This is a genomic window from Natrinema longum, assembly GCF_017352095.1.
In the GTDB taxonomy this organism is placed as follows: domain Archaea; phylum Halobacteriota; class Halobacteria; order Halobacteriales; family Natrialbaceae; genus Natrinema; species Natrinema longum.
Window position 1 is genome coordinate 1,863,899 of record NZ_CP071463.1, and the last position, 12,159, is coordinate 1,876,057.

Here is a 12,159-nt window from a genome sequence, read left to right on the forward strand (position 1 = left end):
CGACAGAACGACGTGAAGCCGATCGCATGTCTGCGACCGTCCCCGCAGGTGACGACCCCACATTCGCGACCGGCTTCGTATTGACTGCTATCCAGTAGTATAACTGCCGGATCGCCCGAGCATCGATCGACACTCGAGCCCCCAGCCACGGGTCCGGTTTCACGCACACGACACACATCGTTGCGCCGAACTTTTTTTGAGCCGTCCGTGGACGACCCGACATGGCACAGGAGACGGCGGTCGCCCTCTCGAACGTCCGCAAGACCTACCGCGTCGGCGAACCCGTCCACGCGCTCGATGGCATCTCGCTCGAGGTCGCCCGTGGCTCCTACACCGCGATCATGGGGCCAAGCGGTTCCGGAAAGTCGACGCTGATGAACCTCGTGGGCTGTCTCGACACGCCCACCGAGGGGACGGTGGCAGTCGGCGGGCAGGAGATCGGAGCACTCGGGGACCGCGAACGGACGCGACTGCGGGGCACCGAGGTCGGCTTCGTCTTCCAGACGTTCAACCTGATGCCCCGGCTGAACGCCCTCGAGAACGTCGCACTGCCGCAGTTGTTTCAGGGGATCGATCGGCCCGAACGCCGAGATCGAGCGCGGGACCTGCTCGAGCGCGTCGGCCTCGGGGACCGGGCCGACCACCTGCCCAACGAACTGTCGGGAGGGCAGCGCCAGCGGGTCGCCCTCGCGCGGGCGCTGGTCAACGATCCGGCGATCGTACTGGCCGACGAACCCTCCGGGAACCTCGATACCGACACCGAGGCCGATATTTTGGATCTCTTCGACGAGTTTCACGAGGGTGGGACGACCATGCTCGTCGTCACGCACGAGCGCCACGTCGCCGAGCGGGCCGACCGGATCGTCCACCTGCTCGACGGGAAGATCGAGCGAATCGAGGAACTCGACGAGGGAGCCACGAGCGGCGTCTCGAGCCGGAATTCGGGTTCTAGCAGGGAACCGGGGCCGGGGGTCGATCCCGAATGAACCCCCTCGAGAGCCTGCGCCTCTCCTGGCGGTCGATCCGCGGACACAAACTCCGGTCGGCGCTGACGACGCTGGGGATCGTGATCGGCATCGCGGCGGTGATCGCGTTCGTCACGCTGGGCGCGAGCCTGCAGGCCGGCATCATCGGTGACATCAGTCCCGACGACCAGCGCAACGTCTACGGCTGGGCCGCCGAACCCGACACCGAGGGCGGCCCGCTGGCGGGCGCACAGCCCGTCTTCACCGGCGACGACCTCGAGGCGGTCGAGGACCTCGAGGACGTAGAGGCGGCCTACGGCTACGCGACGATTCAGACACAGGCGATCTCGAACGGCGACGAGACGGTCGTTCAGGGGAACGGACTGATCGCCTCGGGGCCGTCGTACATCCGCGAGGAGCGGTTGGCCGAGGGGAGACAGTTCGAGATGGGCGAACGCGAGGCGGTGCTCAACCCCGCGGCGGCGAATCAGTTCGCGGAGAACGTCACCGTCGGCGACGAACTCACCGTGACCCTCCTCGGGGGCGAGCGAACGACGCTCGAGGTGGTCGGCATCACCGATACGAGCGAGGGCCAGAGCCCCTTCGAGGGATTCGAGTCCTCCCCGCGGGTCTACGTGCCGACGGATCCCTACTACACCGAACAGGCGTCGGGGATCGGACTCGGCGGGGACGGCGGTGAGACGGAGACGAACAGCGACGACGCCCGCTTCCTCGCGATCATCATCGAAGCCCCGTCGACCGACGAGTCCGACATCGACGCGGCCCGCGAGAGCGCGACCGCCTACCTCGAGAGCGACGAGTCCGACGCGAGCGAACTGCTGGGAGACGACCTCGAGGTCCAGTTCCGGACGAGTACGGAACTGCTCAGCCAGCTGCAGGACGTGCTGGATCTCCTGCGGAACTTCATCGTGGGGATCGCGGCCATCTCCCTGTTGGTCGGGTCGATCGGGATCGCGAACATCATGCTCGTCAGCGTCACCGAGCGGACCCGCGAGATCGGCATCATGAAAGCCGTCGGCGCGCAGAACCGCGACGTCCTCGGTCTGTTCCTGACCGAAGCGGTGATTCTCGGCGTCATCGGCTCGATCCTGGGGACCGCCCTCGGCCTGGTCGGGGGCTATCTCGGCGCGCAGTACGTCGATCTGCCGCTGGTCTACCCCCTCGAGTACGTCGCACTCGCCATCGTCGTCGGGATGGTCGTTGGCATCCTCGCAGGGCTGTACCCGGCCTGGCGGGCAGCACGAACGGATCCGATCGACGCGCTCAGATACGAGTGACTGACAGGAGTGCCGGCCCAGTCGCGACCCGCTGTGGGTGTCGACAGCAGACCGGATGCGGTCGGATCAGCGGTCCAGGCCTCGGTCACGATCGCGGTCCGGGTCCCGTTCTCGATCCGGACCCGATCGCCGGTCCGAGTTCGGTTCGTACTCCGGGTCAGAGTACCGATCCGGCTCCCGATCGGAGTCCGTCATCGGTTCCTGGCTCGAATCCCGTTCGCGGTCCGAGTCCGGCCCCTGAACGCGAGACGGGGCGCGAGCCGGAGCCTGCTCCGTCTCGAACCCGATCGTCTCTCGAGTCCGCCGCCGTCGCTCGGGGTATTCCCGCGCGAGGTACGCTCCGAGGTAGCCTCCGAGTAGCGACGGGCCGACGGTGTAGACGAGGAGGAAGAGCAACCCGGCGACGAACAGGACGAAGAGGACGGCGACCCCTTCGGCGGGGAAGCCAAAGCCGATGCCGATCCCGAGGAACCCGAAGACGAGGAACGCACCCGCCGCGATCGGGAGGAAGGTGATCGCGCCAGCGAGCGCGCCGACGATCGCGCCGGCCCGTTCGTCCGGTCCCTCGAGGAATCCGGCGACGAGGCCGCCGAGAACGGTGGAGAAGGGGATAAATGAGAGGACGACGCCGACGACGGCTCCGACGATCGCGTTGATGATGGTTCGGCTGCGGACCATACGGAACGAACGACCGGCAGCGAGAAAAGTGTCGGTGGTCGATGGGGTCGCGTCGCCGGCGGCCGACGCCGGGGAAAACGGGACTTCGATCAGTCGTCGACAGTGCGGGACTCCGACTCCTCGAACGTCGTTTCCGTGTCGACGGTGTCGTCCGACTGCGTCTCGAGGTCCGCCTCGACGAGGTCCGCGAACGTGGCGTCGGGGTTGACCTCGTCGGAGAGGAGGTCGACGGCTTCGACGAAGACCGCGACGATCAGCGGGCCGACGACGATCCCGATCGGCCCGAGCGTGAACAGACCGCCGGTGAAGCCGACGAAGTAGAGGCTCCCGGGCAACCCGGCCGAACGACGGGACAGCCGCGGTCGGACGACGATATCGGGGAGCCAGGCGATGAGTACGAGACCCAACACCCCGATCAGGGTCGCCGCGAGGAGATCGCCGGCGGCGACGTGATAGAGGGTGATCGGCGCGATGAGCATGCTCGGACCGATGATCGGAACGAACTGCAACACCGCAGCGGTGATCGACAGCGTCAGCGCGGCGTCGTATCCGAGCACCCAGAAGAGCGGATAGGCGATCGCCAGCGTCGCGACCGAGGTCGCGACCTGCAGGACGTAGATCGCGTACAGCGTCTCGCGTGCTCGCTTGGCCAGCGCGTACACCACGTCACGGTAGCCGTGTGGGACCGGTGCGACGGCGGCTCGACCCGCCTCCTCGCCTTTGAGTAGCAGCCCGAACAGGAGGACGACGAACAGCGCGAATTTGATCGCGAGCACCGGCAGTTCGAGCGCGAGCGACGTCGCAGCGCCGCTGAGATAGTCGACCGCGAGCGCCTGCACCTCGCCGGCCTCGAGCGTGTGCGTCGACTCGAGGACCGTGATCGACAGCTCTCGCGGGAGGCTCTCGACGGCCTCGAGTATCGGCTCGATGCGGAAGTACAGCGCCACGACGATCGGTGTGAAGACCGCGACCGCAGTCAGGAAGCCGATCAGCGTCGCCGCGAGCGCGCCCGTCCACTCCGTGAGACCGCGTCTGACGAGCCAGCCCTGGACGGGCAACAGGACGTAGGCGACGGTGAGCGCGAACAGGATCGTCCCGAGGACCTGGAGCAGGATACCGCCGGTGAGGACGCCGAGTGCGACGACGATACCTGCGAGGACGTAGCGGCGACGCCTGCGCGAGTCCCCCGTGGTCTCTGACACAGCGGTGAGTCTCAGCCGAGCGACAAAGTCTTTCGGCTCTGAGACGGGCGTCGGAACGGAACGGCGGCGATCACGGGGCTTAAGACTACCCAGTACAACCACTGGGTAATGAAACGTCGAACGTTCGTCGGCGCGGTCGGTGGAAGTACACTCGCCGGCGTCGCTGGCTGCTTGACCCGCGATGGGGGGGACGAGCAGGGCAACGGGACCGAGGACGGGGAGTCCGATTCGGAGACGCCGGATCCCGAGCCGGAGAACCCGGATCTCGAGGGGGAGTTACAGGTCGCGACCTACGAGTCGATGGTCGACGGCGACAACCCCGCCGGCCCGTGGCTCAAAGAGGCCTTCGAGGCGGCGTATCCCGACGCCGAACTGAACTGGACCGTCCCGAGCGAAGGGGTCAATCAGTACATCAATCGAGCACAACAAAACGCCGGGATCGAAGCCGACGTGTATCTCGGACTCAACGTCGACGACCTCGTCCGGATCGACGACACCCTCGACGACGGCGGTCTCTTCCGGCAGCTGAACGTCGACCGCATCGACCGCGCCGAGCGGATCCGCGACGGCCTGGACATGGGCGATCCACACGGCCGCGTGCTCGCCTACGATACGGGCTACATCAGCCTCGTCTACGACGAAACCGTCGTCGACGCGCCCGAGACGCTCGACGACCTGACGGAACCCGCCTACGAGGACGCACTGCTGGCACAGAACGCCCAGAGCTCGGATCCGGGTCGAGCGTTTCTGCTGTGGACGATCGACGCCTACGGCGAGGACGGCTACCTCGAGTACTGGCGCGCCCTCGACGACAACGGGGTTCGCGTGCTCGACGATTGGTCCGAATCCTACTACGGCTCGTACATGAACGAGGAGCGCCCGATGGTAGTCTCGTATTCGACCGATCAGGTGTTCGCCAGCGCGGAAGGCTACGACATGAGCCGGCACCAGATCGCGTTCCCGGACGGGCAGGGCTATGCCAACCCCGAGGGAATGGGGATCTTCGAGGGAGCGAGCGAAGTCGACCTCGCCTACGAGTTCCTCGATTTCGCCCTCTCGAGCGATGCACAGGCCGAGATCGCCCAGCGGAACGTCCAGTTCCCGGCCGTCGAGTCCCAACACGTCGAACTCGACGAGGAGTTCGACCAGTACGCACACGAGCCGTCGGAGGCGGTAACGGTCGGTTACGACGAGCTTCGGGGCAACCTCGACGGCTGGGTCGAAGAGTGGGCACGCGAGTTCGCCGGCCGGTAATACCGTGTCTCGAGCGGGCGGATCCGGGCGTAGAGCGCGGCCCCGTGGGGGATTTGTGGCCGCGTACCGCTGGTTCGAGCGCCACGCGCTCTCGCTGACGGCACTGGTGACGGCCGCCGTTCTCGCCGTCATGCTCTACGTTCCGGTCGGGGTCGTCTTCGTCAACGCCGTGGTCGACGACGGAGCGGTGACGCTCGCGTTCTTTCGGGCGGTCCTCACCGATCCGTTCTACGTCGGGGTGCTCGCCGAGGTCTTCGCGGACCCCCTGGCCGTGGGAACGCACCTCGAGTCGCTCGTCGGCTGGCTCGCAGCCGTCTCGATCTCGGTCTCGGTCGAGTATCCGATCCCCGGAATCGCGGTGCCGATACCGTGGCCCGTCCTCGAGACGCCGGGTGTTCGAACGGGACTGTTCGGCTTTACGGCCTATCAGGCGGTGCTGTCGACGATCGCGAGCGTCGCGCTGGGGCTGCCCGCCGCCTACGTCCTCGCGAACTACGAGTTCCGGGGTCGACGGACGCTGCGCTCGCTGACGATCCTCCCGTTCGTCCTGCCGGGGATCATGGTCGCCGTCGGCTTCTACGCGATGTTCGGGGAGGCGGGAACGCTCAATCAGCTGCTCGGAACCGTCGGACTCGGCCCGTATCCGTTCATCGAGTGGAATCCGTTAGCGATCGTGATCGTCGCTCACGCGTTCTACAACGCGCCCCTCGTGGCTCGCGTCACCGTCGCCGCCTGGGAGTCCGTCGACGTTCGGACCGTCGAAACCGCCCGCAGTCTCGGGGCCAGTCCGCGGCGTGCGTTCCGCGACGTGGTCGTCCCGCAACTGCTGCCCGCGGTCCTGACCGGCGCGCTCCTGACCTTCATCTTCACGTTCATGACGTTCCCCATCGTCCTCGCGCTGGGCGGGCTCCAGCTCGCGACCGTCGAGGTCTGGATCTACGACCGGGTCCGCCAGCTGGCCTACGCCGAGGCCGCCACGCTGGCCATCCTCGAGACGATCCTCTCGCTGGCCCTGACCTACGCCTACCTCCGGTACGAATCCGCACAGTCGGGGCTCGCTCGAGGGGCCACCGCGCCCTCTCGGACGCCGCTCTTTCCCGACCTGCGGACGGCACTGTCGCCCCGTCGGCTCGCGATCGTCGGCTACGGACTGGTCGCCGTCGTGATCTTCGTCGGCCCGATGGCGAGTCTCGTCCTCGGGAGCGTCACGGACGGCAGCGGGCTCACGGGTCGCCACTACGCCTTCCTGCTCGAGCGCCAGCTCGAGGGGGCATCGTACCAGACCCTGCCGTGGATCGCGGTCCGGAACTCGCTGCTGTTCGGCGTCGCGACGCTGGCCGTGGCGGTGCCGATGGGCGTGGTCGTCTCGGTGGTGACGACCCGCGCCGGTCGCAGCGGGGCGATCGTCGACGCGGTCGCGATGTTGCCGCTGGCGGTCAGCGGGGTCGTCTTCGGGATCGGGCTCTTGCAGGGCCTGGTCTTCGGGATTCCGCTGCCCGGCGGCTGGCGCTTCCAGGTGACGGGCGCGGTCGCGATCGTCGCCGCCCACGCCGTCGCGGCCTACCCCTTCGTCACGCGGAACGTCTCGCCGCTGCTCACCAATCTCGATCCGGCCCTCGTCGAGTCCGCGCGTGCGCTCGGGGCCTCCCGGTATCGTGCGCTCAGAGACGTGGAGCTGCCGCTGGTCGCCAGCGGGATCATCGCCGGCGCGGCCTTCGCCTTCGCCATCTCGATCGGTGAGTTCTCTTCGACGGTGATTTTGGCGGGCGGGGGCGACACCTACACGATGCCAGTCGCCGTCGAGCGGTATCTCGGCCGCCGCTCCGGTCCCGCGATCGCCATGGGGACGGTGTTGTTGTTCGTCACGGCCGCGAGCTTCGTCGTCGTCGACCGCGTCGGCGGGAGGTTCGAGGGATGACAGAACTCGCTCTCGAGGGCGTCTCGAAGGTCTACGGCGGCACCGTTGCGCTCGAGGACGTCGATCTGACGGTCCGGGACGGGGAGTTTTTCACCCTCGTGGGTCCGTCCGGCTGCGGGAAGACGACCACCCTTCGAACGATCGCCGGCTTCGAGGGACCGACCGACGGGGCCGTCCGCTTCGACGACCGGGAGATGACCGGCGTCCCGCCCGAGGAGCGCGACGTCGGCGTCGTCTTCCAGAGCTACGCACTGTTTCCACACATGAGCGTCGCCGAAAACGTCGGCTACGGCCTTCGATTTCGAGACCCTCCCGCCGGAACGGGGGTCGACGAACGCGTCGCCGACCTACTCGAGCTGGTCGATCTCGAGGGGATGGGCGAGCGCGATCCCGAGTCGCTGTCGGGCGGCCAGCAGCAGCGAGTTGCGCTCGCTCGTGCACTCGCGCCGGCACCGGCTCTCCTCTTGCTCGACGAGCCGATGAGTGCACTCGACGCCCAGCTTCGGGAATCGCTGCGCCGGCAGGTAACGCGGATCCAGTCGGAGCTCGGGATCACGACCGTCTACGTCACCCACGATCAGGCGGAGGCGCTGGCGATCTCCGATCGAGTCGCGGTCATGCACGACGGCCGGGTCGAGCAGGTCGGTCGACCCCAGGAGATCTATCGCGAACCCGCAACGCGGTTCGTCGCCGAGTTCGTCGGCGACAACAACGTCTTCGAGGGCGACGTACGGGGCCGAAACGGCGAGTACTCGCAGGTAGCGATCGACGGCGAGACGTTCTCGCTGCCGGCGATCCCCGACGGAACCGATCGCGCCACGTTCTGCGTGCGGCCGGGAGCGCTCTCGCAGGCCGCCGATCACAACCGGCTGCCGGTGACGGTCGAAACCAGCGAGTTCCTCGGGGAAACCGTCCGGGTCAACGGCCGCTGGAACGGTCGCAGGATCGTCCTCCAGCTTCCGGATGTCCCCGAGAGCGACGAACTGACCGTCGGGTTCGCACCCGACGACGCACACGTCATCGCCCAAGACTGATTCGCACCCGACCTACCGGAGCCGCTCGGCATGCCGGAACACGCAGGTGATTTCTTTTCCGGCCAGCACTGGTAGCGGTCCACATGCAGATCACTCGACAGCTCCGGATCGACGTCGGGCGGCGGGAGGTCGACGTCGGGACCGAGATCACCGTCCGGGTCCGCGACGACCGGCGACAGCCCGTCGAGGGAGCCATCGTCTCGACGGAGACGAAATCGACACGAACCGACGAACGCGGGCTGTGTAACCTGCAGTTCGGTTCGCCGGGGTTCTGGAAACTCACCGCCGCGAAGTCCCCAACCGACCGCGTGGCGTACAAGCCGGCGTCGAGGCTCGTTCGGGTCGTCCCGAACGCGGCCGCGCTCCGGCCGTATCGTTCGATCGGCTCCCGGTAACACCGCGTAATGGCATGGCACAGGGTTATCCCGGCCGCCGCCGTGTGGCGTACCATGGCAGACACCAAAGAGAGTCGGGACGAGCAGGCCGACGACGCCGAAAAGCGCCAGCGCGAGCGTGAACTCGACGAGGCCCTCGAACGGGAGGACGAGGACGAACCGCCGATCGAGGAAGAGACGGATGACGCCGAAACCGACGACGACGAGTCCGACGAAGAGCAGACGACGGGTGGGGAGTAGCGTCGCTACAGCCCCCAGAAGAAATCGATCCCGAGGACGGTCACGACGGAGAGGAGCAACTGGAGCGGCGCGCCGACGCGGACGAAGTCCGTGAACTTGTAGCCGCCCGGCCCGTAGACGAACAGGTTCGTCTGGTAGCCGACGGGCGTGAGGAACGCCGTCGAAGCCGCAAACGTCACCGCCAGCACGAACGCGAAGGGGTTCGCGCCGATCTGGTCGGCGGTCTCGACGGCGACCGGGAGCATCAACACGACGCTCGCGTTGTTGGAGATGACGCCCGTGATGAGCCCCGTCGCGAGGTAGAACACCCAGAGCACACCGAGCGCCGGCAGATAGGTCCCGGTCGCGGCCACGAGCGTGCCCAGAAGGTCTGCCCCGCCGGTCTGCTCGAGGGCGATCCCCAGCGGGATGATGCCGGCCAGCAGGAAGATCACGTCCCACTCGACGGCGTCGTAGATTTCCGTCGGTTTGAGCACGCCCGTCGCGACCATCGCGACGACGCCCGCGAGCGCGGTGACGAGGATCGGCAGGGAGAGCGCCGACATCGCCTCGAACGCGCCGACACCGGTCAGACCGGCGAGGGTGGTCCCGACCGCCCCCCACGGCACGGCGACGAAGCCGACGACGCCGGCCATGATCGCCGCCGCGTGGGGGATCTTCTCCGTGCGGTAGTCGGGTTCCTCGGGTTCGTGGGCGACGATGAAGTCGTCGTTTTGCGAGAGGCGGTCGATGCTGTCGGGTGCCGCCTGGACTAACAGCGTGTCGCCGACCCGAATGCGGCGTTCGTCCATGTCGCTGCGGACCGTCTCCCCTCGGCTGCGGAAGGCCAACACGGTCGCGTCGTAGCGCTGGCGGAACGTCGACGTCTCGAGCGACTCGCCCACGAGGAACGAGCCCCGAGGGACGACGACCTCGACCAGCGTGCGGTCGGGGATCTCGTCCGGCTCGAGTTCGGCGTCGGTCTCCGGACCGCCGTCGATCGTGAGCGTCTCGCGTTCGACGAGTTGCTGGACGGTCGGCCGGTCGGCCCGCAGCCGGAGCGTGTCGCCGGCTCGGATGGTTTTCTGGCCGATGGGTTCGATGAACTCCTCGCCGTCGCGGACGACCTGCAGGATGTCGGCGTCGAACGCGACGCGGTCGATGGCGTCGGCAACGGTCGAGCCGACGATCGGGGACTCCTCGTCGACGATCACCTCGGTCAGGTACTCCTCGATGTCGTACTCCGTGACGTAGTCCTCGTCGACGGGGACCCGCTCGGGGAGCAGCCGGTGGCCGACGGTCATGAGATAGAGGCTGCCGACGAGGAGGACGATGACGCCGAGCTTGGTGAACTCGAACATCGAGAAGGCGTGGAGTTCGGGGTACTCCGCGCCGAGGCGCGCGGAGACGTCGCTCGCGAGGATGTTCGTCGAGGTGCCGATCAGCGTGAGCATGCCGCCGAACATCGAGGCATACGAGAGCGGAATCAGCAGTTTCGACGGCGAAGTCTTGCCCTTGTGGGCGATGTCGGAGACGACGGGCACGAGGATGGCGACGACCGGCGTGTTGTTGATGAACCCGGAGATGGGGCCGCTGACGCCGATCGTGGCGAGCAGTTGTTTGTCGAGGTCTTCGCCGGCGAACGCGGACATCTTGCGGCCGATGATCTGGACGACACCCGTCTGGCTGATCCCCGAACTCAAAATGAGCATCGCCAGCACGGTGATCGTCGCCGAGTTGGAGAACCCGGAGGTCCCTTCAGCCGTCGAGATTTCGGTGAAGTTCACGACGCCATCGGCACCCAGGACCATCAACAACACCATGATCAGGATGGCGGTCACGTCGATGGGCAGCCACTCGGTCACGAACAGTATCAGCGCGAGGGCGATGATCCCGAACACGACCAGCATCTGTGGGGTCGCAGTGAGACCGCCGGACTCCACAACCAGCGGAGCGATCCCGAGAGCCGAGGAGAGAACGCCGATCACGGTTGATAGTACGGGTTCGTTACTCCCCCCGCTTGAACCCCCCGATTCGGGACCATAGCCGCCGTGGAATCGAGAGCCGTGTGGCGGTACTCCCACGCGTCGAACCGATCTCCACCTGAAGCGGCGGGGGATCGACGGAGAACGCAGACCGAGACGGCGGTCCCACGACCGTTTCGTGAACATCTTCGTGAGAATTCCTTTCGAGTGGGAACTGAACACGGCACTCAAGTGCGTTCTTCGAGGACGAACGCGTACGGAGACGGCCATCGCTCGAGTTCGTCCCCCATCGCGACTGTGGTCGAGCCTCGAGGGCCGGAGTCGAGTTCCGGGCACCGAACCGAGCGGTGGATATCGACTCGAAGACGAGCCATGAACGACTACACGCTCTTCATCGCGACCGCGAACACGGCGACGGTACTGACAGGTGGTGCAGTCGCACTGCTGGCCTATCGAGCGTTCCGACGAACCGGTGCCACCGCACTGCGAGCGGTCGCCGTCGGCTTCGGCGTCATCGTCGTCGGGTCGCTCCTCGGCGGGGGTGTCCACCTGTTCGGCGGGAGCCTCGGCGTCGGCAATCCGGTCGGGCTCGGGGTCGCCATCCAGAGTGGGGCCACCGCACTCGGGTTCGGGATCCTGTTGTACTCGCTGTACGCAGAAACGGCGGACATGACCGTTAGCCACGAACTATCGCTATGACTGAGAGCGCACCACCACAGGCCACCCGCGTCGTCGCACAGGGCACCTTCGACCTTCTCCATCCCGGGCACGTCCACTACCTCGAGGCAGCCGCCACGATGGGCGAGGAACTCCACGTCGTCGTTGCCCGTGCGGAGAGCGTCACTCACAAACCGGCACCCGTCCTGTCGGGCGAACAGCGACGCACCGTCGTCGCGGGGCTCGAGGCGGTCGATCACGCCCGGCTCGGCCACCCGGAGGATTTCTCGGTTCCGATCCGCGAGATCGATCCCGACGTGCTCGTCCTCGGGCACGACCAGCACCACGACGACGACGAAATCGAACGGCTGCTCGCCGAGTGGGGGATCGACTGCCGCGTCGAACGCGCGAGCGGACTCGAACCCGACGGAACCGAGGTGTACTCGAGCAGCGAGATCGTCGAACGGGTGCTCGCGGAGCGAAAGCGAGATCCGGACGGGAACCGCGTGCCACTCGAGTCCGGGTCCGACGATTGAACGTCGAGGGCGCTGGCC

The 12,159-nt window shown here is 67.0% G+C and carries 12 protein-coding genes; 9 read left to right on the plus strand and 3 right to left on the minus strand.

Going from position 1 to position 12,159, the window contains the following annotated elements; genetic code table 11:
- Positions 1-221 precede the first annotated feature (221 nt).
- A complete protein-coding gene (locus tag J0X27_RS09190; protein WP_207268854.1) occupies positions 222-986 on the plus strand; it encodes an ABC transporter ATP-binding protein in 765 nt (254 codons plus the stop codon).
- Positions 983-2,263 carry an ABC transporter permease gene (locus J0X27_RS09195; protein WP_207268855.1) on the plus strand — a complete coding sequence of 427 codons (1,281 nt, stop codon included), beginning with the start codon at positions 983-985 and terminating at the stop codon, positions 2,261-2,263. Before J0X27_RS09190 ends, J0X27_RS09195 begins: the two co-directional genes overlap by 4 nt.
- Positions 2,264-2,329: 66 nt before the next feature.
- Here J0X27_RS09195 and J0X27_RS09200 read toward each other — a convergent pair whose 3' ends face one another.
- Positions 2,330-2,941 (minus strand): DUF5518 domain-containing protein, encoded by a 612-nt coding sequence (locus J0X27_RS09200; RefSeq protein ID WP_207268856.1) that lies wholly within the window; start codon positions 2,939-2,941, stop codon positions 2,330-2,332.
- A gap of 89 nt (positions 2,942-3,030) precedes the next feature.
- Positions 3,031-4,143 carry an AI-2E family transporter gene (locus J0X27_RS09205; RefSeq protein ID WP_207268857.1) on the minus strand — a complete coding sequence of 371 codons (1,113 nt, stop codon included), beginning with the start codon at positions 4,141-4,143 and terminating at the stop codon, positions 3,031-3,033.
- A gap of 108 nt (positions 4,144-4,251) precedes the next feature.
- Between J0X27_RS09205 and J0X27_RS09210 the strand changes: the two genes are divergently transcribed.
- The 5 genes from J0X27_RS09210 (at position 4,252) to J0X27_RS09230 (ending at position 8,984) form a co-directional block, all read left to right on the plus strand.
- A complete protein-coding gene (locus tag J0X27_RS09210) occupies positions 4,252-5,397 on the plus strand; it encodes a thiamine ABC transporter substrate-binding protein (protein WP_207268858.1) in 1,146 nt (381 codons plus the stop codon).
- 55 nt (positions 5,398-5,452) lie between these two features.
- A complete protein-coding gene (locus tag J0X27_RS09215) occupies positions 5,453-7,315 on the plus strand; it encodes an ABC transporter permease (RefSeq protein ID WP_224214607.1) in 1,863 nt (620 codons plus the stop codon).
- Positions 7,312-8,349, plus strand: coding sequence for an ABC transporter ATP-binding protein (locus J0X27_RS09220; protein ID WP_207268860.1), 1,038 nt, complete (start codon positions 7,312-7,314; stop codon positions 8,347-8,349). Before J0X27_RS09215 ends, J0X27_RS09220 begins: the two co-directional genes overlap by 4 nt.
- A gap of 83 nt (positions 8,350-8,432) precedes the next feature.
- A complete protein-coding gene (locus J0X27_RS09225) occupies positions 8,433-8,744 on the plus strand; it encodes a carboxypeptidase regulatory-like domain-containing protein (protein WP_207268861.1) in 312 nt (103 codons plus the stop codon).
- 54 nt (positions 8,745-8,798) lie between these two features.
- Positions 8,799-8,984 carry a hypothetical protein gene (locus tag J0X27_RS09230; protein ID WP_207268862.1) on the plus strand — a complete coding sequence of 62 codons (186 nt, stop codon included), beginning with the start codon at positions 8,799-8,801 and terminating at the stop codon, positions 8,982-8,984.
- A gap of 5 nt (positions 8,985-8,989) precedes the next feature.
- On the opposite strand, the gene J0X27_RS09235 is transcribed toward J0X27_RS09230, so the two are convergent.
- Complete coding sequence (locus tag J0X27_RS09235; RefSeq protein WP_207272063.1) at positions 8,990-10,873, minus strand: SLC13 family permease; 1,884 nt, start codon at positions 10,871-10,873, stop codon at positions 8,990-8,992.
- A 447-nt stretch (positions 10,874-11,320) separates the two neighbouring features.
- On the opposite strand from J0X27_RS09235, the gene J0X27_RS09240 reads away from it, so the two are divergent.
- The gene (locus J0X27_RS09240) at positions 11,321-11,647 is read left to right on the plus strand and encodes a DUF7521 family protein (protein WP_207268863.1); all 327 of its coding nucleotides are present in this window, start codon (positions 11,321-11,323) and stop codon (positions 11,645-11,647) included.
- Entirely contained in the window at positions 11,644-12,141 is a 498-nt protein-coding gene (locus tag J0X27_RS09245; RefSeq protein ID WP_207268864.1) for an FAD synthase family protein, read from the plus strand. Before J0X27_RS09240 ends, J0X27_RS09245 begins: the two co-directional genes overlap by 4 nt.
- Positions 12,142-12,159 lie beyond the last annotated feature (18 nt).

Bases quoted from the DNA above. Each gene is read 5' to 3' on its own strand.
- J0X27_RS09210 (WP_207268858.1), top strand. From the start codon at position 4,252: ATGAAACGTCGAACGTTCGTCGGCGCGGTCGGTGGAAGTACACTCGCC.
- J0X27_RS09190 (WP_207268854.1), top strand. From the start codon at position 222: ATGGCACAGGAGACGGCGGTCGCCCTCTCGAACGTCCGCAAGACCTAC.
- J0X27_RS09230 (WP_207268862.1), top strand. From the start codon at position 8,799: ATGGCAGACACCAAAGAGAGTCGGGACGAGCAGGCCGACGACGCCGAA.
- J0X27_RS09235 (WP_207272063.1), bottom strand. From the start codon at position 10,873: ATGCTGGTCGTGTTCGGGATCATCGCCCTCGCGCTGATACTGTTCGTG.
- J0X27_RS09245 (WP_207268864.1), top strand. From the start codon at position 11,644: ATGACTGAGAGCGCACCACCACAGGCCACCCGCGTCGTCGCACAGGGC.
- J0X27_RS09220 (WP_207268860.1), top strand. From the start codon at position 7,312: ATGACAGAACTCGCTCTCGAGGGCGTCTCGAAGGTCTACGGCGGCACC.
- J0X27_RS09240 (WP_207268863.1), top strand. From the start codon at position 11,321: ATGAACGACTACACGCTCTTCATCGCGACCGCGAACACGGCGACGGTA.
- J0X27_RS09200 (WP_207268856.1), bottom strand. From the start codon at position 2,941: ATGGTCCGCAGCCGAACCATCATCAACGCGATCGTCGGAGCCGTCGTC.
- J0X27_RS09225 (WP_207268861.1), top strand. From the start codon at position 8,433: ATGCAGATCACTCGACAGCTCCGGATCGACGTCGGGCGGCGGGAGGTC.
- J0X27_RS09195 (WP_207268855.1), top strand. From the start codon at position 983: ATGAACCCCCTCGAGAGCCTGCGCCTCTCCTGGCGGTCGATCCGCGGA.